We start from the raw sequence: 24,461 nt of genomic DNA, 5'->3' as shown, positions 1-24,461 counted from the left end.
CCGCGGGTGGTCCCGACGCTGGGAGGCGTACCCCGAGGAGGCGCGGGTGGCGGATGCTCAGGAGTCGCGCCTTGTGCCCGCCCCGCCCGCCCGGGAGGATGGGCGGATGGAAACCGTCATCATCGCCCTCATGGTCATCGGGTCGATCGTCGTCATCTTCGGCATCGTCTTCTTCCTGGTCGCGGCGGTGCTGCCCACCCGTGCGCCTCGTGCCGACCGCCGGGGCCGCGGCGGACGTCCCGCCGCCCGCACCCGCTAGTCGGGGCCCGGGGTACGACGATGGACGAGGGACTCGTCGTCCACCTCCAGCGGTGTGCCGCCCAGCTGGTGACCCGCAACGAGCTCCGTGATCGGTTCGACCTCGCACGGACCGTCACGCACGCGGCCGACTTCTCGCGCCGATCGGCTGCCGAACGCGCGGCCGACGAACTCCGCACGGCGGGCTACGACGCGACGGTCACCCGGCACGGTCTGCTGGGGGCAGATCTCCGGGCCAGCCGGGAGGACGCGCTCGACGACGACCGCGCCGTGACCTTCACCCGAGAGGTGTTCGACGTCGTGCAGCGATCCGGCGGTCGGTACGACGGCTGGAGCGCCGAGGTCATCGCCGAAGCCCAGGCCTGACCCGCCTGCACCCGCCTGTGCCCCCGGGTCGCACCACCGGGGTGGTGTCGAACCGCCGATGTGCATGGTTCGACACCACGTCGGTGGTTCGACATCGCCTCCCGCCTTACGGGACGATCGCGTCGACGTAGCCGCCGTCGACCCGCAGCGCCCCGCCCGTCGTCGCCGAGGCGAAGCGCGAGCTGAGGTAGACCACCATGTTGGCGATCTCCTCCGGCTCGATCAGTCGCTGGATGAGCGACTGCGGTCGGTGCTTCAGCATGAACTCGTGCTGGGCCTCGTCCCAGGGCAGGTCGTCGCCGACCAGCTCGCGCACGAACTCCTCGACGCCGCCCGTGTGCGTCGGCCCGGCGATGACGCTGTTGACCGTCACGCCCGAACCCGCGGCCGCCTTCGCGAACCCCCGCGACACCCCGAGCAGGGCCGTCTTGGACACCCCGTAGTGGATCATCTCGACCGGCGTCACGATCGCCGAGTCGCTCGCGATGTACTGCACGCGGCCCCAGCCGCGCTCCATCATGCCGGGCAGGTAGGCCCGCGTCAGGCGCACGGCCGAGAGCACGTTCGTCTCGAAGTAGCGGCGCCACTCGTCGTCGTCGATGCTCAACGCGTCGGCCGAGCCGAAGACGCCGAGGTTGTTCACCAGCACGTCGACCTCGGGGAAGGCCTCGACCGCCGCCTGCGCGCCCGCCTCGGTGGCCAGGTCGGCCGCGAGCGTGACGACCCGCGCCTCCCGGGGCCCGGCGTCGAGGACCGCGAAGGCGGCGTCGTCGGCCAGCGAGTCGAGGAGGCGCGCCCGGGCCGCCCCCGTGGTCTCCGTCGAGCGTCCGTTCACGATGACGCGGGCCCCGGCGGCGGCGAGCCCCCGGGCGATCGCGAAGCCGATGCCCTGGGTCGAGCCGGTGACGAGTGCGGTGGTGCCGTCGAGTTCGATCTTCATGGGGCCATCCTGCTCGTTGGAGCCCCGGGGGCCCACCCGACCTCAGCGGCGGCGCGGCACGACCATCGGCGACCCGGTCACGGGGTCCGGCACGACGACGCAGGGCAGGTCGAACACGTCGGTCACCAGCTGCTCGGTCAGCACCTCGGCCGGGGTTCCCGTCGCCACCACGTCGCCGTCGGCCATCACGATCAGGTCGGTCGCGTACCGCGCGGCCTGGTTGAGGTCGTGCAGCACCGCGACCACGGTCGTGCCCTGCCCGTGCAGCCGGGCGAAGAGGTCGAGCAGGTCGTACTGGTGCGCGATGTCGAGGTAGGTCGTCGGCTCGTCGAGCAGCAGCACCGGGGTCTGCTGCGCGAGCGCCATCGCGACCCACACGCGCTGGCGCTGGCCGCCCGACAGCTCGTCGACGGGCACGTCGACCAGCTCGGTGAGGTCGGTCTCGGCCAGGGCCGCGTCGACGGCCTCGCGGTCGGTGCCGGTCCACTGCCGGAAGAGCCCCTGGTGCGGGTAGCGGCCCCGGGCGACGAGTTCGGCGACGGTGATGCCGTCGGGCGCGGTCGAGGTCTGGGGCAGCAGGCCGACGATGCGGGCCACCTCCTTCGCCGGCACGCCCGCGAGCTCGCGTCCGTCGAGCAGGACCGACCCCGACCGGGGCTTAAGGAGGCGCGCGAAGGCCCTCAGGAGGGTCGACTTCCCGCAGGCGTTCGGCCCGACGATGACGGTGAACGAGCCGTCGCGCACGTCGGCGTCGACGGCCTCGCTCACCGTCCGCCGGTCGTAGGCGAGGTGCGCGCCGCGGGCCACGAGGCGGGAGGGGCGGGTGTCGTCGGCGTTCACGCGGACCTCCGGGATTCCGAGACGAGCAGGGTGATCAGGTAGACCCCGCCGATCACGAGGGTGACGAGGCCGACCGGCACCGGGTTGGCGGCCACGTGCTGGGCGACGAGGTCGGCGACCAGCAGGAGCACCCCGCCGACGAGTCCGCCGGCGACGAGCGGCACCCCGGCCGACCGCACCAGGCGTCGGGCCAGCTGCGGCGCGGCCAGGGCCACGAACGCGATCGGCCCGGTGCTGGCGGTCACCACGGCGGTCAGTGCGACGCCGACGACGACGAGCGCCAGGCGCGACCGCTCGGCGCCGAGGCCGTGCGACCGGGCGGCGTCGTCGCCGAGCTCGAGCTGCCGGAGGGGACGCGACAACCCCATGACCAGCGGGGTCAGCACGACGAGCAGCACCAGCGCCGGGACGAGCTGCTTCCAGCCGACCAGCGCGAGCGAGCCCGCCCCCCAGAACGACGCGGTCAGGGCGACCTCGTTCTGCGCGCGCAGCAGCAACCAGCTGTTGACCGAGTGCAGCAGGGCCGTGACGCCGATGCCCACGATGATCAGCCGCAGCCCGTGCACGCCGCGACGGTAGGCCAGCAGGTAGACGACCAGCGCGGTGACGAGCCCGCCGATCAGGGCGCCGGCCGCCGTGCCGATCGTCGAGGCCGCACCCGACACGATGACGACGATCGCCCCGGTGTAGGCGCCGGTCGAGAAGCCGATCACGTCGGGCGAGCCCAGCGGGTTGCGGGTCAGGGACTGGAAGACGGCGCCCGAGACGCCGAGTGCGGCGCCGAAGACGAGGGCCGCGAGGACGCGCGGCAGCCGCCAGTTCAGCACGATGGTCGAGGCGAACCCGTCGCCGCCGAACAGCGCCCGCACGACCTGGGGCGGGCTGAGCGGGTAGTCGCCGATGCCGAGGGCGACGATCGCGACGACGACGGCCACCACGACCAGCGTCAGCGTCGCCGTGCGTCGCCGCCCGCCGGTCGAGCGCCACGAGCGCAGGAGGCGCGGGCCGACACCCGGGGAGGTCGACGTCGTCCGCGTACCCGACGACGTGCCCGTACCCCGGGTCGGGCGCGTGTCCGGCCCCGTGCCCCGGGTCACGCGCCACCCACCCGTCGGCGTCGGGCGATCGCGATGAGCACGGGGGCGCCGACGGCGGCCGTGACGAGGCCAGCGGCCAGCTCGCCCGGGGGAGCGACCACGCGGCCGAGGACGTCCGCGAGCAGCAGCAGCACCGGCCCGAGCACGGCCGAGAGGGCGGTGATCCACGGCTGGCTGGGCCCGACGACGCCGCGGGCGGCGTGCGCGACCATGAGCCCCACGAACGCGATGGGCCCGACCACCGCGGTCGCGCCTCCGGCCAGCAGGGTGACGACGACCAACGAGACGACGCGCACGGCCGGCACCGAGACGCCGACCGACGCGGCGTGCTCGTCGCCGAGCGCGACGGCGTCGAGCGGGCGCGAGGCGATCAGGGCGACGACGACCCCGGCCGCGACGAAGGGCAGCACCGTGAGCACGGGCTCCCAGCCGCGGTCGGCGAGCGAGCCGACCTCCCACGCGCGGACGGCGTCGAAACGGCGGGGATCGGCCAGCACGATCGACGAGGTGATCCCCGCGAGCACCGACCCGAGCGCGAGGCCGGCGAGGGTCAGGCGGGCGGGACCACCGCCTCCTCGTCCGGCGCCACCGATCAGGGCGACGGCGACCGTCGCGAGGCCCGCACCGACGAACGAGAACCAGACCCAGCCGCTCGCCGAGGTGACCCCGGCGAAGCCGACCGCGAGGGCGACGGCGAAGGCGCTGCCCGAGGTGACGCCGAGGATGCCCGGGTCGGCCAGCGGGTTGCGCGTCACGGCCTGCACGACGGCCCCGGCGACCCCGAGCCCGGCCCCGGCCACGATCGCGGCGACCGTCCGCGGCAGGCGGAGGTCGAGCACGGCGGTCGCGTCGGCGGTGTCGCGGCTCGCGGCGCCGGTGAGGATGCGCAACACCTCGTCGAACGCGACCGGCCGCGCGCCGACGGCGAGTCCCAGCACGACGGCGAGGGCCAACAGGGCCAGGGCGGCCACGAGGGCGAGGAGGCGCGTGCGGGTGCGCCGGGAGCCCCGCGTCGGTCGCGGGGCACGGCCGACCGTGAGCGCTCGGGGCATCGCCATGATGATTAGCTTAGGCTACCCTCACTTGGAGTCCGGCCGGGTGGCGCACGTCGCCGTCCAGGCCCGCCCCCCGCACCCGACCTTCCGCCCGACACCACGTCACAGCACCGACGTCACAGCCCTGAGGAACACATGCGCAAGACACTCTCGATCGCCGCCGCCGTCGCGGTCGCCACCCTCGCCCTGGCCGGCTGCTCGGCCGACGCCGACCCGGACGACGCCGCCGGCGGCGGAGCCTCGGGCGGATCGGGCTCGTTCCCCGTCTCGATCGACACGAAGTTCGGCGAGGTCACCATCGACCAGAAGCCGACGCGCGTCGTCGCGCTCGGCTGGGGCGACGCCGAGACGGCGCTCGCGCTGGGCGTGCAGCCCGTGGGGGCCTCGGACTGGCTCGCCTTCGGTGACGAGGCCGACGGCGTCGGCCCCTGGGCACAGGGCCTCTACGACCAGGCCCCCGAGATCATCGGCACCCTCGAGCCCTCCTACGAGGCCATCGCGGCCCTCGAGCCCGACGTCATCCTCGACACGAAGAGCTCGGGCGACCAGGAGCGCTACGACCGCCTGTCGAGCATCGCCCCGACCGTGGGCGTGCCCGAGGGAGGCGACAGCTACCTGACCGACTTCGAGGACCAGATGGAACTCGTCTCGAAGGCACTCGGTGAAGAGGCCAAGGGTGAGCAGCTCGTCGACGAGAACGAGAAGGCCGTCGAGGCCGTCGCCGACGCCCACCCCGAGTGGAAGGGCAAGACGATCACCGCCGCCACGAAGACCAGCGAGGGCTGGGGCGCCTACGTCGAGGACAGCGAGCGGGTCGAGCAGCTCGAGGCGCTCGGCTTCGAGCAGAACCCCGCCATCTCGGCGCTGTCCCCGAACGCCGGTGGCTTCTCGGTGTCGATCTCGAGCGAGCAGCTCGACCAGATCGACGCGGACGTCATCGTGGCCTTCCCGATCTACATCGACACGACCGAGATCACCGACGACCCGCAGTGGAAGGCCCTGTCGGCGGTGCAGGACGGCCACGCCGTCGTCATCGACGGCGACGTCGCCGCGGCGTATTCGCTCGGTTCGGCGCTCTCGCGCCAGTACGCGCTCGACCAGCTGGTGCCGCTGCTCGAGGGCGCCACGGAGTAGTCGCCGCACCCGTGCGGGCCGGATCGCTGCAGAGGGTGAAAGATGTTCTGGTGACCCACGAGCTGCACGACCTGATGACCCCCGAGAAGAACGTCCAACGCATCATGTGGACCGGCACGATCTGGTTCGTCGCCGCGGTCGGCAGCGTGGCGGTGGCCCTGGGGCTGCTGCTCGCGACCGGCTGGCGGCCGGCCCTCCTCTCGGCCGGGCTCGCGACGTTGTTCTGGGTCGGTGCCGCGCTGGTCGCCCTGAGCGTCGGGCTCATCGGGTGGTCGGGCTGCCCGATCCTCGAGGTCGACGTCCCCACGGCCGACCGCAACAAGACCCGCACGATGCAGGCCGGCACGATGCTGTTCATCGTCGGCGGCGCGGCCGCCCTGCTCGCCGTCCTGCTCGGCCCCGCGAGCTGACGCCGACGCCCGGCGAGCTGAGCCCCGCGAGCTGGCCGGGGGACACCTCACGACCGCCCGTCACTAGGGTGGCGCGAATGAGCGAACACGAGTCCCCGACGACGGCCACCGCCCTGCCGGGCCCCTCCTGGACCGAGCACGTCGTGTGGTGGCACGTGTACCCCCTCGGGTTCGTCGGGGCGGACACGACGGGAGCGGACCGCTCGCCGGCACCGCGCCTCCTCGATCTCGTGCCGTGGCTCGACCACCTGGTGGCCCTCGGCGCCAACGGGCTCGCCCTCGGGCCGGTCTTCGCGTCGTCGACCCACGGCTACGACACCATCGACTGGTTCGCGGTCGACCCGCGCCTCGGCACCGAGGCCGACCTCGTCACCCTGATCGAGGCCGCCCACGCGAAGGGCGTCAAGGTCATGCTCGACGGCGTCTTCAACCACGTCGGCCCCGAGTTCCCCGCGCTGGTCGAGGCACGTCGCGACCCCGACTCGAGCGCGGCCTCCCTGTTCCGGCGCGAGGACGACGGCAGCCTGGGCACCTTCGAGGGGCACGGAGGGCTCATCGCCCTCGACCACTCGTCGCCCGAGGTCGCCCGCACGGTCACGGACGTCCTGACGTACTGGGCCGACCGCGGTGCCGACGCCTGGCGGCTCGACGCCGCCTACTCGGTGCCGTCGTCGTTCTGGGCGACCGTGCTGCCGCCGCTCCGCGAACGGCACCCCGACGTGTACGTCGTGGGCGAGGTGCTGCACGGCGACTACGCGGCGGCCGTCCGTGACGGAGGCCTCGACTCGGTGACCCAGTACGAACTGTGGCAGGGCGTCTGGCACGCACTGGCCGAGGTCAACCTGTTCGAGCTCGAGTGGGCGCTGCAGCGCCACGACGGGTTCCTCGACGACTTCGTGCCGCTGACCTTCGTCGGCAACCACGACGTCACGCGCATCGCCAGCCAGATCGACGACGACCGCCACCACGCCCACGCGATCGTGCTGCTCTTCACCCTCGGCGGCACGCCCTCGGTCTACTACGGGGACGAGTTCGGCCTGCGGGCCGTCAAGGAGGCGCGGGTCGGCGGCGACGACGCGGTGCGTCCGGCGTTCCCCTCGCCGCGTGCCGAGGCTCCGGGTGCCGGCGTCCCGGACGCCCTCCCCGAGGTCCTCGCCCTGCACCAGGAGCTGATCGGCGTGCGACGTCGGCACCCGTGGCTGCACACCGCCCGCAGCCGCACCGTGTCGGTCGCGAACGAGTCGCTCGTGCTCGAGGTCACGGGCGCCGGGGCGGGCCGGTCGCTCGTCGTCGCGCTGAACCTCGGCGACGACGAGCTGCGCGTGGCCGACCCGGCCCCGGGCGAGTGGGTGGCCGGTCGGGACGCGGGCCTCGACGGCGACGTCCTGTCGGTGGGGCCGCACGGCTGGGCGGTCGTCGCGCGCGCCTGACGCGGCCCGCGCCTCCGGGGTCCCTCCGCCCCCCGTGGGCATCCCCTGGGAGTCGCGACGAACCCGGGCGGGCCGTCGCTACCGTGCCACGCATGGCTAAGACACGAGAGCTACTCATGACCTCGACCCTCGCCGTCGGTGCGCTGGTCGCCGCCACCGGATGCACCTCCGACCCCGCCGTGACGGCCCCGACCGCCGCGGCGACCGGCGTGCCGAGCGCCCCCGCGACGAGCGCGACCCCCGCCGGTTCCGAACAGGACTCGGCCGAGCAGGCGATCGTCGTCCGCTACCTCGACGCGATCTCGGACGGAGACACGGCGGCGGCCTGGGCCCTGCTGACCCCCGAGGCGCAGCAGTTCTACGGCGCCGAGCGGACCTTCGCCGAGTACTCGCCGGTGGACGGCACGGTGACGCCCGACGAGGCCTCGGTCCTGGTCGACGCCGACCTGGCCGTGGCCGAGGGGCCCGAGGGCGCGTTCACGCTGGTGAGCGCCACGACCGACGACCTCGCCGACGCCTGGATCGTGCGCGAGACGGCCGACGGCCTGCGCGTCGACGACGCCGGCGTGCCGCCGACCGGCGACTCGGTCTACGAGTGGGACAACCCGGCCGTCGGGGCCGAGGACCAGAGCGCAGGAGGCGCGGTGTACGACACCACGGCCCCCGCGTCGATCTCGTTCGCCAGCCCGTTGAGCCAGGACCAGACCGAGCCGAGCGTCGTCGGCTACCCCGACACGCTCTGGGCCTTCCTCGACGGTCAGCAGCTGCCGTCGATCGAGGCCGTGTCGGCCGGATCGGGCAAGCGCTTCACGACCGAGATCGGCGAGTCGAGCGGGGCCGGCCGCGGCCTCACCGTCGTGTGGCAGACGGGCGACGACTCGCTCGGCTGGCGCAGCAGCACCGTCGTGCTCTGAGCCCCGGCCCGGCGGGACGTCCGCCGCGAACCCCGTTCACGAAGACGAACCCCGTTCGATCGGGGTTCGTCTTCGTGAACGGGGTTCGTCGTCGGGAGGCGGCGGAGCGCTCAGCGGCGACGCAGCAGGGCCATCGCCTCGAGGTGCGGCGTCTGCGGGAACATGTCGAACACGCGCGCCGCAACCACGTCGAACGACGGCATCGCGTCGAGGTCGCTCGCCAGGGTGACGGGGTTGCAGCTCGAGTAGATGACGTGCTCGACTCCCGACCCCTCGAGCCAGCCGGCCAGCGTCGCCCCGATCCCGCGTCGCGGCGGGTTGACGATCACCAGCTCCGGAGGCGCGGTGCCGGTACCCGAGGACGCCGCCCCCGCGGACGCGCCCGTCGCGAACCGGGTCGCGTCGTCGGCCGCGAAGCGCACGTGCTCGAGGCCGGCGCGACGGGCGCTGCCCCGGGCGCTGGCCACCGCCTCCTCGCTGGTCTCGATGCCGACGACCTCGCGGTGCGCGTGCCGACTCGTGCGGCCGGCGCCCGGGCGCGCGACGTGCAGGGCGAAGCCTCCGACGCCGCAGTAGAGGTCCCACACCGTGGCCGGGTCGATCGCGTCGACCCACTCGGCGGCCTGCGCGTAGAGCCCGGCCGCGATCGCCGTGTTCGTCTGGAAGAAGCTCTGGGGGCGCAGCTCGAGGTCGACCCCGCCGAGCTGCATGGTGAGCGTCTCGCGCTCGGTCAGCACGATCTCGTCGGTCCCCTCGAGCACGGCCTTGTGCTCGGGCAGCAGGTTGACCGACACGACCGCGACCCGGGGCAGGGTCTCGAGCAGCCAGGGCAGTTCGGACCGCAGCCGGGGCAGGGCCTGCTCGCTGCGCAGCACGAAGCGCACCATCAGCTCGCCCGAGGGCGACTCGGTGACGTGCACGTACTTCGCCTCGCCGCGGCGACGCGGGACGTCGTAGGGCAGGAGGCGCGCCCGGGTCACGAACGCCGCCAGCGTCGGCAGCGCCTCCTGGATTCCTGACGTGTGCAGCCCGCAGCCGCGCAGGTCGACGCCCTGCCCGCGGCCGTCGAGGATGCCGAGCGTCGGCTCGTCGATCGTGCCGCCGACGACCATCTTCGCCTTGTTGCGGAACCCCGACTCGGGGCCGGTCAGCGTCGGCAGCCAGGCCGAGGGCGCATGGCGCTCGCCGAGGAGGTCGCGGACGCGCGCCTCCTTCTCGGCGACCTGGACCGGGTAGGGGCGGTCGAGGAGCGTGCACGAACGGCACAGCCCCGCGTCGAAGTAGTCGCACTGCATGGCGGGCCGAGTCTAGGCGAGGGGCGTGGGGTGGCGACCCGCGCCTCCTCGGCCGGGCGCGGCCGGGTGCGGCCGGGTCAGAGCTGGGTGATGCCGCGTACGAGGGCGAGGGCGCTGCCGACGGCCGCGAGCGTTAGGACGAGGATGCGGCCGACCCGGGCCGGGACGACCTTGCTGAGGTGGTGTCCGACGAACGCGCCGACGAACAGCAGGCCGAGGGCTCCCGCCCAGACGGGGACCGGCTCGGACGGGATGCCCTTCGTCAGCACCGAGGTCAGGTTGATCGCCAGCAGGAACACCTGGCCGGTGCCGACGAAGACCTCCCGGGGCCAGCGGTCGCTCGTGGCGTGCACCGTCAGCGCCGGACCGCCGACGCCGGCCGTCACGTTCATGAAGCCGCCGAGGGCGCCCGCGGCCACGGCGCCGACGCGGCCGGGCAGGAGGCGCGCGCGGCTCGAGAACGCCATCACGAGCACGCCGACCAGGGCCAGGGCGCCCACCGCGATGGTCAGCGGGCCGGTCGGGGCGGTCTGCACGACCCACGCGCCGATCGGGATCGTCACGAGGGCGGGCAGGACGAGGAGGGCAGCCGTCCGCCACCGCACCGTGCGCCAGGTGCTCGCCAGCACGACCAGCGCGAGCACGGCGGCGAGGGCGTTGCCGACCGAGACGCCGGCCTCGGGGCCGAGCACCACCACGAGGAGGGGGGCGGCGGTCAGCGCGAAGCCGATGCCCGCCATGCGCTGCGTGAGGGCGCCGACCACGATGGCCGCGGCGGCGAGGGCGAGCGTCAGCGGGGTCACGCCGCCACGCTACCCGGCGTGCCGGGCCGGGCTGCGCCGTGCCGGGCTGTGCCGGGCGTGCCGGGCCGGGTCGGCATGGCGCCAGGAGATGGCCACAGCGCCAGGACTAGTCGTGGTGCGGTGGCCATCTCGTGGTGCTGTGGGGCTGGGGCTGGGGCTGGGGCTCGGGCTGGGGCAGGGCAGAGGGGCGGCGTCAGTAGGGTGGCGGCATGACCGACTCGTCGAAGACCGTCCAGTTGCGCCGCTACGAGCTCGTCGAGGGGGTGCTCGACGACTTCGTCGCCTGGTTCACCTCGACGCTGATCCCCGCCCGGCTGTCCGAGGGCTTCGCGATCGAGTTCGCCTACGCGGACCGTGACGCCAACCAGTTCGTCTGGGCCGTCAGCACCCCCGGCGACGCTGCACGGTTCGCCGAGGTCGAGGCCGCCTACCTGCAGTCCGAGGCGCGGGCCGCGGCGTTCGCCGGCCAGCCCGTGCGGGTGGCGACGCAGCACGTCACGCTCGTCGAGCCCGTCGCCTGACCGCCCCGCCCCTGCGACACCGCCGAGTGGACAGGACACCGCCGAACGCCGCGGCGTCCTGTCCACTCGGCGGTGCCTCGTCAGCACGGCCGACGTCGGTGCGGTGACGGCTCCGGGCAGGCCCGACTAGAGGGCGTCGACGAACATCTGGGTCGCGAGCGGCACGTTCGTGGCGTTCGACGACGGGTCCCAGCCGACGACCGCGACGGCGTCCCCGCCGACGCGGGCGGTCAGGCCGACCAGGGTGAAGCTGCCGCCGCCGACGGTGCCCGTGACGCGCCAGCCGAGCGACTCGTCGGTGCCCGTGAGGGTCGGCTCGGTGGTCTCGACCGTGGTCTGCACGGGCTGGCCCTGCATCGTGAAGAGGGCGGTTCCGTCCGCGCAGCGGGTCAGGGCGTCGGACGCCTCGGCGACCAGGGCCGAAGCCGCGTCGTCGTCACCCGTGCTCGCGACGACGGTGGTCATCGAGCGGTCGTTGCTCGTGCCGAACTCGAGCGCGCCGTCGGGGGCGGCGTCGTCCCAGCCGACGCCGAACGGGGCGAGGCAGCTCGGGTCGCTCGCGGTCAGCCCCGGGTAGACCGAGTCGAGCAGCTGGTCGGTCGTGTCGAACTCGTCGGGCACGAACTGGATGCCCGTGAAGACGGACGCCAGTTCGGCGTCCGAGAGGGCGGCCGACGAGGCGTCGGCAGTCGCCGTGGCCGACGGACTCGCCGTGGTGGTGGCGCTCGGCGTCGTGGTCGGCTCGTCGCCGGCACCCCCTGAGCACCCGGTCAACAGCAACACGAGAGTGGCGGCCCCGACGGGCAGCGTGGTCCTGATCGACATGTCGTCCCCTCCGTCCGGGCACCCCCGTGGTCCCGCGACGCCCCGAGGCTACCAGCGGGTCGTGATGCTGCTCGGGCCCGCGCGTCGCACCGCGGACCGGACGTCGCACCGTCGAGATCGGCGGTGCGACGTCCGGTTCGTGGTGCGACCCGGGCCGATGACGGGAGGCCGATCGGCCTCGGCCCCGGGCTCAGGGCAGCAGGCCCGAGCGGTAGGCCCAGACGACGGTCTGCAGGCGGTCTCGGGTGCCGAGCTTGGTCGTGATGCGGGTGAGGTGTGACTTGACCGTGCTCGTCTCGACCACCAGGCGCTCGCCGATCTCGTCGTTCGAGAGCCCCTCGCCGAGCAGACGGACGAGCTCGCGCTCGCGCTCCGTCAGGACGTCGGGCGACGGTTCGACCGCCGACGTCCGCCGGCGCCGCGTGAACTCGGCGATCACCCGCCTCGTGGTGGCGCCGTCGATCGCCGCGCGGCCCGAGGCCAGGGCGCGGACGGCACCGACGAACTCGTCGGGCTCGACGTCCTTGAGCACGAACCCGCTCGCGCCCGCCTCGAGGGCACCGAACACGTACTCGTCGAGGTCGAAGGTCGTGGCGACGAGGACCGCGGGGGTGCTCGCCGACCCGACCCGCGCCTCCTGCCTGTCGACGGCATCGCCGCCGAGGGTCGCATCGCCGCCGGGAGCCGGACCGCCGCCGAGAGCCGGACCGCCGCCGAGGGGCGCTGACGAGCCGAGGCCGTCGGCAGCGGCCGTTCCGGCGGCACCGGGCCCTACCCGGGCGTCGACGATCGCCCGCGTCGCCTCGATGCCGTCGCCGCCGGGCATGCGCACGTCCATCACGACGACGTCGGGTCGGGTGCGTCGCACGACGTCGACCGCCTCGCGCCCCCCGGAGGCCTCGCCGACGACCTCGATGCCGCCCGCCGTCTCGAGCACGACCCGGAAGCCCGTGCGCACGATCGCCTGGTCGTCGACCAGCACGACCCGGATCACTCGGCACCCCCGCCGGTGAGCCCCGTGTCCGGCCCCGGCCGGAGCCCCGAGGTGGGCCCCGAGGCGGCCCCGCCGTCGGCCCCGGACGCCGCAGCGGTCGCCGACGGCCCGCCCGCCGGGGCCTCGGCCGAGGCGTCCGCCTCGACCGGCAGCTCGAGCCGCACCCGCCACTGCCCCTCGGCGGTCACCCCGGTGTCGAGCCGCCCACCGATCAGGTCGGCCCGTTCACGCATGCCGACCAGCCCGAAGCCGCTGCCCCCCGACGTGTCGCGAGCCAGGGGCAGGTCGTTCTCGACGACGATCACGAGGGACCCGGCCGTCGCGGTCAGGTGCAGCTCGACCGTCGCGCCCGGCGCGTGCCGACGGGCGTTGACGAGCGCCTCTTGCACCGTGCGGTAGGCCGTGACGTCGGCGAGCGGGGCCAGCGACGGCAGCGTCCCGTCGACGTGCGAGTCGACGACGGCCCCGGACGCGCGGGCCTGGTCGACGAGGTCGGCCACGTCGCCGAGACCGGGGACCGGCACGGTGCCGCTCGGCCCGTCGCCGGTCTCGCGGAGGATGCCCACGATCGACCGCAGCGCGTCGAGGGTCTCGCGGCCCTGGGCCCGGACGCTGCGGAGGGACTCCTTGGCGCGCTCGGGGTCGCCGTCGACGAGGCGCTCGGCCGCGCCGGCCTGCACCACGAGACCGGTGAGGTGGTGCGCGGCGACGTCGTGCAACTCACGGGCCATGCGGGTGCGCTCGGCGGCGACCGCGGCCCGGGTGAGCGTCGCCTGGTGCTCGACGCTCTCGGCCGCGCGGGCCCGGGCGTCGCGGTCGTGGGCGCGGCGCAGGGTCACCCACGAGCCGACGGCGGCGCTCACGCCGTTGATCAGCACGGCGCTGGCCACGAGGGCGAGCGCTTCGACGACGACGCCGACCTCGCCGAGCCCGGCGGGGGCGCCCAGCTGGTCCTTGACGATCGCCGACGCCCCGACGGCGGCACCGACGGCCTCGATGCCCACGGCGGCGAGCACCGCCCCGACGACGTCCCGGGTCGGCCGCAGGGTGGCGACCGTGTAGGCCGTGACGACGGGGGCGGCCGTCCACAGGGCGAGGCCGGTCGGCAGCACGGTGAGCAGGGCGGCCTGCAGGACGGCGACCGCGAGCAGGGCCGTGACGGGTCGGACGCGCCGGAGTGCCAGGGGCACGTGCTGGACGAGCGCCAGCACGATCACGGCGACGATCTGGGCGGTCGGGATGCTGCGGTTCGCACCGTAGAACTCGCCCGCGGCCAGCAGCGTGGCGAGGAAGGCGACCGTGACGAGCGCCCAGACGCCGGCGAGGGCGACGTCGCGGCCGAGCACCGTGTGCACGCCCAGCCGGTCGAGGACGCGGCGCACCGTCGCCATCCCGGGCCCGGCCGAACCGGCCTGCCCGGCCTGCCCGGCCTGCCCGGCCTGCCCGGCCTGCCCGGCCTGCCCGGCCTGCCCGGGCCCGGCCGAACCGGCGTGGCCGCGCGGACCGCCCGGAGCGGGCGAGGTGTCGGGGGTCGTGGTCACCGTCCGAGCATGCCAGGTGCCGCGGGCGTCCCGGCCCCGGGCCGACGACGGCTGTGCACCGTCGGCCCGGGTGTCGCGCTGGGGGCGGGTCATCAGAAGCTCACGCTCGGGGCGATGAGGCGGAAGCCGAAGGCGAAGCCGGCGAGCACGACGAGCGACGCGAGGACGAGCACGCGTCCGGTCACCACGGCCCAGCCTCGACGGTCGCGCACGGCCCGCCAGGCGACCAGGGCGGCCGGCACGATCGCGACGACGCCGAGCAGCTGCAGTCCCTGCAGCAGGCGCAGGGTGACGGCCGACACCTCGGCGAACGACATGGCCTGCACCGCGACGACCGCCCAGCCGACGAGGGCCAGCAGCGTCGACGCCTGTCCCAAGCGCGACAGCAACAGGGTGCGGTCGCGGCGACGCGGGGTGGTGGTCGCCGACCCCGTCGACAGGCCGGCCCGGAGATCCCGCCGCCGTCGTCCCACGCCGGCGAGGGCGGTGGCCGGCCAGACGATCATCGAGGCGAGCAGCACCACGACGGCCAGGACCACGCTCGGCAGCACGGCCGACGCCGCCTGCCAGGGCTGCGCCCGCAGCATGGTGAAGGAGGCGCCCCACGAGATCGCCTCGACGGTCGCGTCCCCCTCGGTGTCGGTGGTCCGCGTCGCGAGCAGGGCGTCCCCACCGACCTCGCGCCACAGGTCGGTCCCGACCTTCTCGTAGACGCCGGTGGTCATGCCGAGGGGTTTCGGCGTGACGGCGACCGTGCCGTCGGAGCGGGGGACGATCGTGGTCTGACCGCTCAGGGCGAGCAGGGCCCCGGGGTTGGTGACGGGGGAGCGCGACGAGAGGTACGTGCCGGCCAGGTCGGCGGCCACGGGGCCGTCGGAGGCGTCGCCGTCGACCGTGCCCGCGCCTCCTCGGCTGGCCGCGTCGGCCGCGTCGGCCGGGTCGGTCGAGTCCGCGGTCGCCGCGTCACGCAGGTACCGGTCGGCGAACCCCTGCAGCACCGTGGTGCGCAGGTCGAGGGAGGCCGTGGCCGATCGTCCGCTGCCGTTCATGCTGAGGAAGATGCCGGTGTCGTGCTCGGGGAACATCCGCATGGCCGAGTGGAAGACCTGCGTGTCGCCGTCGTGCCCGAAGGCGGCCAGGCCGGGCGTGCTGTCGTCGAAGAACGCGAGGTCCATGCGCTGGCCGGCCACGAGCGTGCCGAGGTCGTCGGCGTCGAGGGCGGGACGGTGCATCTCGGCGAGCGTGTCGGGCTGCAGCAGCGCCTGGTCGTCCGGCAGGTCGCCCAGCTGGGCGAGCATGAAGCGGGCCATGTCGGTCGCGGTGGCCGACATCGCACCGGCCGGGGCCGCGTTGACGACCTCGGTGGCGACGGCGGGCTTCGAGTCGTCCGGATAGCCGTGCGCCAGGCGGGCGTCGAGGTCGGCGGGCAGCGGCTGGGCGAACGACGACGAGGTCATGCCCGTACGGTCGAAGACGTCCCGCTGCAGCAGGTCGGCGAACGGGACGCCGCTGACGCGCTCGGCGACGTACCCGGCCAGGGTGGCTCCGTAGTTGGAGTAGGCCGGGGTGGTGCCGGGCGTGAACACCTGGGCGGGAGGCGCCTCCGAGACGGCCTCGCGCAGCGTCTTCTCGCTGCCGGGCGTGCCGATCAGCCCCGCGATGACCTCCTCGAAGCCGGCCGTGTGGGTGAGCAGGTGCCGCAGGGTGACGGCGCCCTTCGGGGTGTCGAGGTCGAAGTCGAGGTACTGCTGCACGTCGGCGTCGAGGTCGAGGTCGCCCTTCTCGACGAGCTGCATGATCGCGGTGGCCGAGACCACCTTCGACACCGAGCCGACGCGGAACAGCGTGCGCTCGGGGTCGACCGCCTCGCCGGGCGTCTCGCCGGTGCCGGTGTCGGCCATGCCGTAGCCGCGGGCGGTCAGCACCTTCCCGTCGGCGACGACCGAGACGGTCGCCCCCGGGATGCCGGTCGTCTGCAAGGCCGATCCGACGGCGCCGTCGAGCCACGTGTCGACGTCGTCCTTGGTGAGCGAGTGACCGCCGGGCTGGTGCTGAGGCGGTGCAGGAGGCGCGGGGTCGGCGGTCGCGCCCGTCGCCCCGGACGCGCACCCGGCGAGCGTGACGCCCAGGGCGACGACGGCCGCGGCGGCGGCGAGACGGGTCGTGCGGGTCGTGCGGACGAGGAGGCGCGGGTGGCGCCGGCGGGACGGAGGGGCTTCTCGGGTCGGTGTCGTGATCATGCCTCTACGCTCGCGGCTGCGCCGCCGCGGCACCGGGTGCAGGAGTCGGGACCTGCCGTACGACTTTCGTCGTACGGCGGGCGTCGGTGGTCGCGCCTACGGTCGCCGACATGGGCGTGCAGACGAAGTTCGAGAACGCGCGGGCGGCACTGCGCAAGCCACCGGCCGAGCACCCGTGCGCGATCCCGCCGATCCCGGGCGGGCAGGGGCTGTGGCTGATCCGGCAGGGCGAGGCGGCTCCGCTCGGCTATGTGCGCCAGCGGCCGGTCACGGGCGGCTTCGCGTTCGACGTCTACGCCCACTGCCGCGACGAGGGCGGGCGTCGGCCCTGGTTGCACACGGCGTCGTCGCTGAACTCGGCCGTGGCGTGGACGCTGCAGCACGACGCCGACGTCCGCGCGCTCATCGCCCGCAGCACGGCCGAGCCCGACCCGTGGCCGCCCGCCGCGCCTCCCGAGCCTTCCGCCGGTCGCCGCCGCCGCACCCCCTGACCCCGGGCCGGCCCCGGGCGGCAACGGAAAAACCCCGCCCCGTGCGTGAGCACGAGGCGGGGTCCACCGGGATCGCCGACCCCGTCGAGCAGGGCGGGGCCGGTGCGTCGTCACGGAGACGACCCGGGTTCCAGGCCGCACCTCGCGAGGCGGGGTACGGCCCTGGGGCCGGGCCAGCGGGTAGCCGGCCAGACAGGTACTACTCCGTGGCGGCGGTGATCTTCGCGACGCCGACGAGCATCTCGTCCTGGACGGCGTCGGTCTTGAAGGTCTGGTTCAGCAGCGACGCGGCGTCGGGGCTGATGTGCACCGTGGTGCCCTCGAGGACGGCGTTGGAGCCTTCCATCTGGATGGGCTTGAGCGTGCCACCCCAGAGGTTGAAGAGGTAGGCGTCCTCGGCGGCGACGGTACCGTTGGCGGTCACGGTGCCGTAGAGCTTGCTCTCGCCCGGGTCGATGCGGAAGTCGGTCAGTTCGACGACGGTGCCGTCGGCCGAGGTCAGCGACAGGCCGGAGCCGTCGTGGTCGATCTCGCCCTGGACGTAGGGTCGCACGTCGCTGTCGGGGCCGTAGTAGTCGACGTTTCCGCCCGTGATCGGGAAGGCGAACGTGCCGTCGGTGAAGGTCGCGGTGCCGACGACGCCGGGGGTCAGGCCGAGCGAGGTGATCGCGTCGACGAAGGACTGGTCGACGGCGACCTGGGTGTCGACGCCGTTGCTGAGGTCGGCGATCGACGCGGCGGGCGTCGACGCGGCCGAGGGCTCGGACGAGGAGGACGACGACGTCGAGGAGGTGTCGGTCGCGGTGCCCGAGTTGGACGAGCAGGCGGCGAGCGAGAAGATCAGGGCGCCGGAGGCGGCGATGCCGAAGGCGGCTTTCGTGATGCGCTTGCGAGTGAAGGCGTTCATGGTGAAGCTCCTTGTCAGTTGGTCCCGGTGGGGATGTACAGGGTTCGCCACCGAGGGCGAGAAGGTTTGGATCTCGGTCACTTCGTTACCCGCCCGTGACCTTCACCCCCGAACGAGGGGTGGTCGTGTCCGAGGGGTCGAAGCCGGTGCGCAGGAGGCGCGGTGCCGGTCTCGAGGACCGGCGCCGCGCCTCCTGCGGTCGCGTCGAGTTCCGCTCTACTTCTTGAGGAACTCGAGCACGACGCGGTTGAACTCGTCGGCGTCGCTGACGTTCGCGCCGTGCGGTGCGCCGGCGATCACGTGCAGCTCGGACCCGGCGATCGCCGCGTGCGTCCGGGCGCCCGAGCCCTCGTACGGCACGGTCGCGTCGCCGTCACCGTGGATGACCAGCGTCGGCACGGTGACCTTGGTCAGGTCGTCACGGAAGTCGGTGTTCGCGAACGAGGCCATGGCCTCGAGCGCGGCGGCCTTGTCCGCCTGCTTCGCGAGGCGCAGGGCGTCCTGGCGGTCGGCCTCGGACACCTTGAGCACGCCGTCGACCGAGAAGAAGCCGGTCGTGAAGTCGTCGTAGAACGAGTCCTCGTCCTTGGTCAGGCCGGCCGTCATCTCGGCGGCGGCCTCCTTGGTGAGGGGGCCGTCGGGGTTGTCGTCGGTCTTGAGCAGGTACGGGGGCACGGCCGAGGCGAAGACGACGCTGTGCAGGCGCTCGGTGCCGTACGTGCTGAAGTAGCGCGCGACCTCGCCGCCACCCATCGAGAAGCCGACGAGCGTGACGTCGTCGAGGTCGAGCTCGGTGAGGACGGTGTGCAGGTCCTCGGTCAGGTGGTCATAGTCGTAGCCCGTCTTGGGCTTGTCGCTGCGTCCGAAGCCGCGGCGGTCGTACGTGACGACGCGGTAGCCGGCCTCGACGAACGCGGGGACCTGCTTGCTCCAGGACTCACCCGACAGGGGCCAGCCGTGGATCAGGACGACGGTGCGACCCGTGCCGCCGGTGTCGTCGACGTGCAGGTTCGTGTCCTTGAAGAGGCCGTGGTGTGCGGTGATCTCGGTCATGGTCGGGTGCCTTCTCTCTCCCGCCGTCCTGGCGGGTACCCCTCCGTTCGTAGTCGGCCTCCCTGGGGGCCGGGCCATCTCGGAGGCATCTCGGAGGTGGGGGACAACCGGCGGGCAGGCTTGGCAGGGATACCCCTAGGGGGTATAAGATGAGGCCCGATCGAGAGGACAGCGCATGACCGACACCACCATCACCACCCTGCAGGTCGACGGCATGACCTGCGAGCACTGCGTCGCGAGCGTCACCGAAGAGCTCTCCGAGGTCGACGGCGTCGACTCGGTCGAGGTCGACCTCAACCCCGGAGGCGCGTCCACCGTCTCGGTCCAGGCCGACGCCACCGTCGAGCACGACCAGCTGCGCGCCGCCGTCGAAGAGGCCGGCTACCAGCTCTCCGCACGATGACCACCGCCGGAGGCGCGGGTCGGCCGGGCGAGGGCGTCACCGGGAGCACCCTGCCACCCGACGCGGTGCAGTTGGACATCACCGGCATGACCTGCGCCTCCTGCGCCAACCGCATCGAGCGCAAGCTCAACAAGCTCCCCGGCGTCGAGGCCTCGGTGAACTACGCGACCGAGAAGGCGCACGTGCGGGTCGTGGCCGGTGCGGTCGACGACGCACGCGAAGGCGACCCCGGGGTGCCCGACGTCGACGCGCTCATCGCCACGGTGGCCGCCGCGGGGTACGGGGCGACCGTGCCCGCGCCTCCTGCGTCCCCGACCGGCGCGGCCGACGGCTCGTCCGACGCCGCCCCGGACGCCCGGGCCACCGAGGTCGACGCCCTCCGCCGGCGCAGCCTCGTCAGCGCCGCCCTCGCTCTGCCCGTCGTGGTGCTCTCGATGGTCCCGGCCCTGCAGTTCTCGAACTGGCAGTGGCTCGCGCTGACCCTCGCGGCCCCCGTCGCCGTGTGGGGTGCCTGGCCCTTCCACCGTGCCGCCGCCGTCAACCTCCGCCACGGTGCCGCGAGCATGGACACCCTCGTCAGCGTCGGCGTGGTCGCCGCCTTCGCCTGGTCGCTCTGGGCCCTGTTCTTCGGCGACGCCGGCCGGCCGGGCATGCACATGTCGTTCAGCCTGGTCGCCACCCACGGCGGTCCGACCGAGCTCTACCTCGAGGTCGCGTCGGCCGTGACCGTGTTCATCCTGCTCGGCCGCTGGCTCGAGGCCCGCGCCAAGCGCCGCTCGGGCGAGGCCCTGCGCGCCCTGCTCGAACTCGGCGCGAAGGAGGCCACCGTGCTGCGCGACGGTCAGGAGGCGCGGGTCGCCACCGCGGGTCTGGTGCCCGGCGACCTCGTGGTCGTCCGTCCGGGCGAGGCGATCGCCAGCGACGCCCTCGTGCGCGAGGGCACCTCGGCGGTCGACCTGAGCATGCTGACCGGCGAGTCGGTGCCGGTCGAGGTCGGCCCGGGCGACCGCGTCGTCGGAGCGACCCTCAACGTGGGCGGACGCCTGCTCGTCGAGATCACCCGCGTCGGGGCCGACACCGAGCTCGCCCGGCTCGGTCGCCTCGTCGAGGAGGCGCAGAGCGGCAAGGCCGAGGTGCAACGACTGGCCGACCGGGTCTCGGCCGTGTTCGTGCCGGTCGTGATCGGGCTGGCCGTGCTGACCTTCGTCGGCTGGCTCGCGTTCGGCGGCTTCGTCGGGGGTGCCGGGGGCGGGGGCTTCTTCGCCGGGTCGCTGCAGACCGCGTTCACCGCCGCCGTCGCCACCCTGATCATCGCCTGCCCGTGCGCGCTCGGGCTCGCGACGCCCACCGCGCTGCTGGTCGGCACGGGCCGCGGCTCGCAGCTCGGCATCGTGATCCGGGGGCCGCAGGTGCTCGAGCGCACCCGCACGGTCGACACGATCGTCCTCGACAAGACCGGGACGGTCACGACCGGGCGGATGAGCGTGCGCGAGGTCGTCCTCGACGACGCCGCGGCCACCGGGGTCGACGACGTCCTGGCCCGGGCCGCCGCCGTGGAGTCCGGCTCGGAGCACCCGGTCGCCCGCGCGGTCGAGGCCGAGGCCGCCCGGCGCGGGTTCGTCGTCCCGACCGCCGAGCAGTTCACCGCCCACGCCGGGGCCGGCGTGCAGGCCCTCGTCGACGGCACGCTCGTGCTGGTCGGCCGCCCCGGGTGGCTGGCCGACGAGTCGTCGGTCACCGCGCCTCCCGGGCTCGAGAGGGCGTTCACCGCCGCCGAGGCGACCGGTGCGACCCCCGTCGCCGTCGCCTGGGACGGTCGGGTGCGCGGTGTCGTCACCGTCGCGGACACCGTGAAGCCCGGTGCGCGCGAGGCCGTCGAGCGGTTCCGCGGCCTGGGCCTGACGCCCGTGCTGTTGACCGGCGACAACGCGGGCGCGGCACGGCACGTCGCGGCGCAGGTCGGCATCGCCGCGGCGGACGTCGTGGCGCAGGCGACCCCGCAGCAGAAGGTGGAGGCGGTGGCCCGGTTGCAGGCCGAGGGTCGCGTCGTCGCCATGGTCGGCGACGGCGTCAACGACGCGGCGGCCCTCGCCACCGCCGACCTGGGCATCGCCCTCGGGACCGGCACGGACGCGGCCATCGCGGCCGGCGACCTGACCGTCGTCAGCGGCGAGCTCGCCGGGGTGGCCGACGCCATCCGCCTGTCACGGGCCACGCTCGGCACCATCAAGGGCAACCTGTTCTGGGCCTTCGCCTACAACGTCGCGGCGATCCCGGTCGCGATGCTCGGGCTGCTCAACCCCGTGCTGGCCGGCGCGGCGATGGCGGCGTCGTCCGTGTTCGTCGTGACGAACAGCCTGCGCCTGCGGCGGTTCCGCGCCGGGTGAGGCGGGGCGGGCTCCGCGTGCCCGCTCGAGTCGCACCGCCGGAACGACCCCCGGGCATGGCGAAGCCCGAGACCGTCCAACCGATCTCGGGCTTCGATGTGCTCTCCGTGAAGAGAACCAGGGACCCAACAGAGATCCCGCTTCATCTGATCGGAAGTGTAATCCCATGACGATCGACGTGCAAACGTCGATCCCACGGGGTGGGTCCCTGGCTCTCTCGCGGTGTTCGCCGGCGCGAACACCGAGAGGAGGGAGCGGATGTCCGACGACGACCGCCGCCCGCCCAGGAAGACCGTGCCGTGGTGGCAGATCGCGACTCTCGTCGTGACCGTCGCCCGGTTCGCGGTCGACCTGGTGAGCAAGGGCTGGGAACAGGGTCCCGGGGCCACCAGGCCCCGGGACCCGCTCCCCGCCGGCTGCTCCGACGCCGCCTAGGGTGAGCGCATGATCATCTTCGGCACCAAGGGCACGAGCGCCCTGCTCGGCGTCCTCTTCTTCGTCTGCCGGGTCTGCGGCAACGAGGCCGCGCAGCGACTGGTCAAGCACCGTCGGTGGTTCACACTGTTCTTCATCCCGGTGATCCCGTACTCGACGAAGCACGTCTACACCTGCGCCTACTGCGGCGCGGGCACCGAGCTCGACGCCGAGGCGGCCGGCCGGTTCCAGGCCGACGCCGAACACGCCGCGGCCTCCCGCGGCGGCCGGTCGCAGGGCTGACCGACCGCTCCCGCGGCGGCCGGCCGCAGGGCTGACCGACCGCTCGGCGACACGGGACGCCCAGGGAGGCGCGGCCGTGGCGTCAGGGCAGCGCGCGATACCAGCCGGCCACGCGGGCACGCAGGCCGACGGGGCGGGACCGGCGCCGCGCCTCCTCGGGGGCGTCGGCGACGGATGGCGCGAAGCCGACGGTCGCGCACGAGGTGCAGACGAGCACGTGACGGTGCACGGAGAGGGCCGTGCCGTAGAACGGGTTGGGCTCGAGACGGGTCGGCGATGCGCACAGCGTGCAGAGGGGGAGTTCGCGCGTTTCGTCCATGAGGATCACCACGACTCATGTTCGGCCACGAGGGGCCCCTCGGTTGTCCCCCACTTCGGGTGGCGGGGTACGCAGCGACGGGCGTCGGGGGGACCCGACGCGGCGCCGGCTCGGCCCGGGCGGGGCCCGACGTCGGGACGAGGAGGCGCGGGTCGGCCACCTAGGATCGTCGCGTGACGGACTCCCACGCTCCCGGGCACGCCGCTCCCGCTCACGGTTCCCTCGGCCACGCCGACGGCGGCTGGTCCCCGTTGGCCGGCAGCGCGCAGGCCGTGGTGCTCGACATCCTCGTGCACGGCGCCCGCCCCCGGACCGAGCTCGCCGCCCGGCTCGGCCTGTCGGGCCCGAGCCTCACGCGCATCACCAGACCCCTGCTCGAGAGCGGGCTGCTGGTCGAACGCGCGTCCCTCGCGCCGTCCGGCTCGGGTCGCCCCTCGGTCCCGCTCGACCTCGACCCGGACGCCCACCACTTCGTCGGCGTCAAGCTGACCCGTGACCGCCTCTTCGTCGTCGTGGCCGACCAGCGGGGCAGGGTGCTGGACGGGCACGACGACGACCTGCCCGACCAGTCGCCCGCCGCCGTCGTCGCCCAGGTCGCGGCGGTCGTGACCTCGGCCCGCGGCCGGGACGATCGCATCCGCGCGGTCGGCGTCACCGTCGGCGGACAGGTCGTCGATCGTGCCCACGTGCGGCACGCGCCGTTCCTCGGCTGGGACGACGTGCCCCTCGCCGAGCTGCTGACCGCCACGACCGGCCTGCCGACCTGGGTCGAGAACGACGTCCGCGCACTGACCCAGGCCGAGCTCTGGTTCGGCGAGGGACGCGGGCTGCGCTCGTTCGCCCTCGTCACGATCGGCGCCGGCGTGGGGCTCGGCCTCGTCGCCGCGGGCGAGGTGCTCGGCGGGGCGCACTCCTCGGCGGGCAGCGTCGGACACCAGCGGATCGTGGCGCCCGAGGGCGTGGCCGCGCCGGTGCCGGTGCCCGTGCCGGTGCCGGTGCCCGTGCCGGTGCCCGTGCCCGCGCCCGCGTCGGCCGCCGCTGCGGCCCGCGCCGACGTGCCGGCCCCCACCTGCGACCTCGGCCACCACGACTGCGCGAGCGCGTTCCTCACGGTCGCCGCGGTCGAGGCCGCCGCCGCCCGGGCCCTCGGCCGCCCGGTCGCCTACGACGACCTGCTCGTCCTCGCCGCCGACGGACACCAGGAGGCGCGGGTCGTCGTCGACACCGCCGCCGACGTCCTGGGCCAGCTGATCGCGGGCGTGCTGAACGTGCTCGACCCCGAGGTGGTCCTCTTGTCGGGCGAGGGCGTGCGGCTCGCGACCGTCGGTGGGGCCGCGGTGGACGCGGCGATCGCACGCGACGCCCACCGGGCGGTCCCGCCGCCCCGCCTGCTCGTCCAGGAGTTCCGGTTCGACGAGTGGGCCCGCGGCGCCGCCGCCGTCGCCATCCAGATGCACGCACTCGGTCGCTGACGCCGCGCGTGCTCGCTCGTCGAGGCCGCGCGTGCTCGGTCGCTGAGGC

The 24,461-nt window shown here is 74.2% G+C and carries 26 protein-coding genes; 13 read left to right on the top strand and 13 right to left on the bottom strand.

The genetic code is table 11. The annotated features are described in order from the left end of the window. Window positions 1-106: 106 nt before the first annotated feature. The gene (locus tag IFT79_RS02700; RefSeq protein ID WP_157485223.1) at window positions 107-259 is read left to right on the top strand and encodes a hypothetical protein; all 153 of its coding nucleotides are present in this window, start codon (window positions 107-109) and stop codon (window positions 257-259) included. A gap of 20 nt (window positions 260-279) precedes the next feature. Then, window positions 280-624, top strand: coding sequence for a ribonuclease E inhibitor RraB (locus IFT79_RS02695; RefSeq protein ID WP_192122843.1), 345 nt, complete (start codon window positions 280-282; stop codon window positions 622-624). 106 nt (window positions 625-730) lie between these two features. On the opposite strand, the gene IFT79_RS02690 is transcribed toward IFT79_RS02695, so the two are convergent. Genes IFT79_RS02690 through IFT79_RS16000 form a run of 4 tightly spaced genes read right to left on the bottom strand, consistent with a single transcriptional unit; the run spans window position 731 to window position 4,559 of the window. After that, entirely contained in the window at window positions 731-1,564 is an 834-nt protein-coding gene (locus IFT79_RS02690) for an SDR family NAD(P)-dependent oxidoreductase (RefSeq protein WP_192122842.1), read from the bottom strand. A gap of 42 nt (window positions 1,565-1,606) precedes the next feature. Then, window positions 1,607-2,404, bottom strand: a complete 798-nt coding sequence (locus tag IFT79_RS02685) for an ABC transporter ATP-binding protein (RefSeq protein ID WP_056044437.1) — start codon at window positions 2,402-2,404, stop codon at window positions 1,607-1,609. Next, window positions 2,401-3,501, bottom strand: coding sequence for a FecCD family ABC transporter permease (locus tag IFT79_RS02680; protein WP_342211749.1), 1,101 nt, complete (start codon window positions 3,499-3,501; stop codon window positions 2,401-2,403). Before IFT79_RS02680 ends, IFT79_RS02685 begins: the two co-directional genes overlap by 4 nt. After that, entirely contained in the window at window positions 3,498-4,559 is a 1,062-nt protein-coding gene (locus tag IFT79_RS16000; RefSeq protein WP_123570988.1) for a FecCD family ABC transporter permease, read from the bottom strand. The genes IFT79_RS02680 and IFT79_RS16000 overlap by 4 nt, the downstream gene beginning before the upstream one ends. Before the next feature lie 132 nt (window positions 4,560-4,691). Here IFT79_RS16000 and IFT79_RS02675 point away from each other — a divergent pair, with 132 nt between their 5' ends. The 4 genes from IFT79_RS02675 (at window position 4,692) to IFT79_RS02660 (ending at window position 8,444) form a co-directional block, all read left to right on the top strand. Further along, window positions 4,692-5,690 (top strand): iron-siderophore ABC transporter substrate-binding protein, encoded by a 999-nt coding sequence (locus IFT79_RS02675; RefSeq protein WP_192122841.1) that lies wholly within the window; start codon window positions 4,692-4,694, stop codon window positions 5,688-5,690. Window positions 5,691-5,740: 50 nt separating this feature from the next. After that, entirely contained in the window at window positions 5,741-6,100 is a 360-nt protein-coding gene (locus IFT79_RS02670) for a hypothetical protein (RefSeq protein WP_043595969.1), read from the top strand. 77 nt (window positions 6,101-6,177) lie between these two features. Then, window positions 6,178-7,530, top strand: a complete 1,353-nt coding sequence (locus IFT79_RS02665; protein ID WP_192122840.1) for an alpha-amylase family glycosyl hydrolase — start codon at window positions 6,178-6,180, stop codon at window positions 7,528-7,530. A 92-nt stretch (window positions 7,531-7,622) separates the two neighbouring features. Beyond that, complete coding sequence (locus IFT79_RS02660) at window positions 7,623-8,444, top strand: hypothetical protein (protein ID WP_173154358.1); 822 nt, start codon at window positions 7,623-7,625, stop codon at window positions 8,442-8,444. Between the two features lie 110 nt (window positions 8,445-8,554). Here IFT79_RS02660 and rlmC read toward each other — a convergent pair whose 3' ends face one another. Together rlmC and IFT79_RS02650 are read right to left on the bottom strand one after the other, a co-directional pair. Next, a complete protein-coding gene (rlmC, locus tag IFT79_RS02655; protein ID WP_192122839.1) occupies window positions 8,555-9,739 on the bottom strand; it encodes a 23S rRNA (uracil(747)-C(5))-methyltransferase RlmC in 1,185 nt (394 codons plus the stop codon). Window positions 9,740-9,816: 77 nt separating this feature from the next. Next, complete coding sequence (locus IFT79_RS02650) at window positions 9,817-10,542, bottom strand: sulfite exporter TauE/SafE family protein (RefSeq protein ID WP_056044452.1); 726 nt, start codon at window positions 10,540-10,542, stop codon at window positions 9,817-9,819. 209 nt (window positions 10,543-10,751) lie between these two features. Between IFT79_RS02650 and IFT79_RS02645 the strand changes: the two genes are divergently transcribed. Beyond that, window positions 10,752-11,063, top strand: a complete 312-nt coding sequence (locus IFT79_RS02645; protein WP_056044453.1) for a hypothetical protein — start codon at window positions 10,752-10,754, stop codon at window positions 11,061-11,063. 126 nt (window positions 11,064-11,189) lie between these two features. Here IFT79_RS02645 and IFT79_RS02640 read toward each other — a convergent pair whose 3' ends face one another. The 4 genes from IFT79_RS02640 to IFT79_RS02625 all read right to left on the bottom strand — a co-directional run bounded on the left by IFT79_RS02640 (window position 11,190) and on the right by IFT79_RS02625 (window position 16,663). Next, entirely contained in the window at window positions 11,190-11,888 is a 699-nt protein-coding gene (locus IFT79_RS02640) for a hypothetical protein (RefSeq protein ID WP_123570982.1), read from the bottom strand. A 190-nt stretch (window positions 11,889-12,078) separates the two neighbouring features. Next, entirely contained in the window at window positions 12,079-12,882 is an 804-nt protein-coding gene (locus tag IFT79_RS02635) for a response regulator (protein WP_192122838.1), read from the bottom strand. Beyond that, window positions 12,879-14,423, bottom strand: coding sequence for a sensor histidine kinase (locus IFT79_RS16805; protein ID WP_342211748.1), 1,545 nt, complete (start codon window positions 14,421-14,423; stop codon window positions 12,879-12,881). The genes IFT79_RS02635 and IFT79_RS16805 overlap by 4 nt, the downstream gene beginning before the upstream one ends. A gap of 92 nt (window positions 14,424-14,515) precedes the next feature. Next, on the bottom strand, window positions 14,516-16,663 hold the full coding sequence (locus tag IFT79_RS02625) for a serine hydrolase domain-containing protein (protein ID WP_192122837.1): 2,148 nt from the start codon (window positions 16,661-16,663) through the stop codon (window positions 14,516-14,518). Window positions 16,664-16,773: 110 nt separating this feature from the next. Between IFT79_RS02625 and IFT79_RS02620 the strand changes: the two genes are divergently transcribed. Then, window positions 16,774-17,154 carry a hypothetical protein gene (locus tag IFT79_RS02620; protein ID WP_159825304.1) on the top strand — a complete coding sequence of 127 codons (381 nt, stop codon included), beginning with the start codon at window positions 16,774-16,776 and terminating at the stop codon, window positions 17,152-17,154. 199 nt (window positions 17,155-17,353) lie between these two features. On the opposite strand, the gene IFT79_RS02615 is transcribed toward IFT79_RS02620, so the two are convergent. Both IFT79_RS02615 and IFT79_RS02610 read right to left on the bottom strand, forming a co-directional pair. Continuing rightward, window positions 17,354-18,061 carry a hypothetical protein gene (locus tag IFT79_RS02615; protein WP_123570978.1) on the bottom strand — a complete coding sequence of 236 codons (708 nt, stop codon included), beginning with the start codon at window positions 18,059-18,061 and terminating at the stop codon, window positions 17,354-17,356. A 216-nt stretch (window positions 18,062-18,277) separates the two neighbouring features. Continuing rightward, window positions 18,278-19,114: an alpha/beta fold hydrolase gene (locus tag IFT79_RS02610; RefSeq protein ID WP_192122836.1), complete on the bottom strand. Its 837-nt coding sequence runs from the start codon at window positions 19,112-19,114 to the stop codon at window positions 18,278-18,280. A gap of 175 nt (window positions 19,115-19,289) precedes the next feature. Between IFT79_RS02610 and IFT79_RS02605 the strand changes: the two genes are divergently transcribed. The 4 genes from IFT79_RS02605 to IFT79_RS02590 all read left to right on the top strand — a co-directional run bounded on the left by IFT79_RS02605 (window position 19,290) and on the right by IFT79_RS02590 (window position 22,621). After that, window positions 19,290-19,517 (top strand): heavy-metal-associated domain-containing protein, encoded by a 228-nt coding sequence (locus IFT79_RS02605; RefSeq protein WP_054145925.1) that lies wholly within the window; start codon window positions 19,290-19,292, stop codon window positions 19,515-19,517. After that, window positions 19,514-21,904: a heavy metal translocating P-type ATPase gene (locus IFT79_RS02600; RefSeq protein ID WP_192122835.1), complete on the top strand. Its 2,391-nt coding sequence runs from the start codon at window positions 19,514-19,516 to the stop codon at window positions 21,902-21,904. The genes IFT79_RS02605 and IFT79_RS02600 overlap by 4 nt, the downstream gene beginning before the upstream one ends. A gap of 258 nt (window positions 21,905-22,162) precedes the next feature. Further along, window positions 22,163-22,339 carry a hypothetical protein gene (locus IFT79_RS02595; protein ID WP_192122834.1) on the top strand — a complete coding sequence of 59 codons (177 nt, stop codon included), beginning with the start codon at window positions 22,163-22,165 and terminating at the stop codon, window positions 22,337-22,339. A 9-nt stretch (window positions 22,340-22,348) separates the two neighbouring features. Continuing rightward, window positions 22,349-22,621: a zinc-ribbon domain-containing protein gene (locus IFT79_RS02590; RefSeq protein WP_043596621.1), complete on the top strand. Its 273-nt coding sequence runs from the start codon at window positions 22,349-22,351 to the stop codon at window positions 22,619-22,621. A gap of 82 nt (window positions 22,622-22,703) precedes the next feature. On the opposite strand, the gene IFT79_RS02585 is transcribed toward IFT79_RS02590, so the two are convergent. After that, on the bottom strand, window positions 22,704-22,940 hold the full coding sequence (locus IFT79_RS02585) for a hypothetical protein (protein ID WP_192122833.1): 237 nt from the start codon (window positions 22,938-22,940) through the stop codon (window positions 22,704-22,706). A gap of 173 nt (window positions 22,941-23,113) precedes the next feature. On the opposite strand from IFT79_RS02585, the gene IFT79_RS02580 reads away from it, so the two are divergent. Further along, entirely contained in the window at window positions 23,114-24,412 is a 1,299-nt protein-coding gene (locus IFT79_RS02580; RefSeq protein WP_192122832.1) for an ROK family protein, read from the top strand. Window positions 24,413-24,461: the final 49 nt, after the last annotated feature.

Source organism: Frigoribacterium sp. CFBP 8759, assembly GCF_014841655.1.
GTDB lineage: Bacteria > Actinomycetota > Actinomycetes > Actinomycetales > Microbacteriaceae > Frigoribacterium.
The sequence above is the reverse complement of the archived record's forward strand: the minus strand, read 5'-3'. Positions and strand labels throughout refer to the sequence as shown.

Bases quoted from the DNA above. Each gene is read 5' to 3' on its own strand.
- IFT79_RS02700 (WP_157485223.1), top strand. From the start codon at position 107: ATGGAAACCGTCATCATCGCCCTCATGGTCATCGGGTCGATCGTCGTC.
- IFT79_RS02695 (WP_192122843.1), top strand. From the start codon at position 280: ATGGACGAGGGACTCGTCGTCCACCTCCAGCGGTGTGCCGCCCAGCTG.
- IFT79_RS02690 (WP_192122842.1), bottom strand. From the start codon at position 1,564: ATGAAGATCGAACTCGACGGCACCACCGCACTCGTCACCGGCTCGACC.
- IFT79_RS16000 (WP_123570988.1), bottom strand. From the start codon at position 4,559: ATGGCGATGCCCCGAGCGCTCACGGTCGGCCGTGCCCCGCGACCGACG.
- IFT79_RS02675 (WP_192122841.1), top strand. From the start codon at position 4,692: ATGCGCAAGACACTCTCGATCGCCGCCGCCGTCGCGGTCGCCACCCTC.
- IFT79_RS02665 (WP_192122840.1), top strand. From the start codon at position 6,178: ATGAGCGAACACGAGTCCCCGACGACGGCCACCGCCCTGCCGGGCCCC.
- IFT79_RS02660 (WP_173154358.1), top strand. From the start codon at position 7,623: ATGGCTAAGACACGAGAGCTACTCATGACCTCGACCCTCGCCGTCGGT.
- rlmC (WP_192122839.1), bottom strand. From the start codon at position 9,739: ATGCAGTGCGACTACTTCGACGCGGGGCTGTGCCGTTCGTGCACGCTC.
- IFT79_RS02645 (WP_056044453.1), top strand. From the start codon at position 10,752: ATGACCGACTCGTCGAAGACCGTCCAGTTGCGCCGCTACGAGCTCGTC.
- IFT79_RS02640 (WP_123570982.1), bottom strand. From the start codon at position 11,888: ATGTCGATCAGGACCACGCTGCCCGTCGGGGCCGCCACTCTCGTGTTG.
- IFT79_RS02625 (WP_192122837.1), bottom strand. From the start codon at position 16,663: ATGATCACGACACCGACCCGAGAAGCCCCTCCGTCCCGCCGGCGCCAC.
- IFT79_RS02620 (WP_159825304.1), top strand. From the start codon at position 16,774: ATGGGCGTGCAGACGAAGTTCGAGAACGCGCGGGCGGCACTGCGCAAG.
- IFT79_RS02615 (WP_123570978.1), bottom strand. From the start codon at position 18,061: ATGAACGCCTTCACTCGCAAGCGCATCACGAAAGCCGCCTTCGGCATC.
- IFT79_RS02610 (WP_192122836.1), bottom strand. From the start codon at position 19,114: ATGACCGAGATCACCGCACACCACGGCCTCTTCAAGGACACGAACCTG.
- IFT79_RS02605 (WP_054145925.1), top strand. From the start codon at position 19,290: ATGACCGACACCACCATCACCACCCTGCAGGTCGACGGCATGACCTGC.
- IFT79_RS02600 (WP_192122835.1), top strand. From the start codon at position 19,514: ATGACCACCGCCGGAGGCGCGGGTCGGCCGGGCGAGGGCGTCACCGGG.
- IFT79_RS02595 (WP_192122834.1), top strand. From the start codon at position 22,163: ATGTCCGACGACGACCGCCGCCCGCCCAGGAAGACCGTGCCGTGGTGG.
- IFT79_RS02590 (WP_043596621.1), top strand. From the start codon at position 22,349: ATGATCATCTTCGGCACCAAGGGCACGAGCGCCCTGCTCGGCGTCCTC.
- IFT79_RS02585 (WP_192122833.1), bottom strand. From the start codon at position 22,940: ATGGACGAAACGCGCGAACTCCCCCTCTGCACGCTGTGCGCATCGCCG.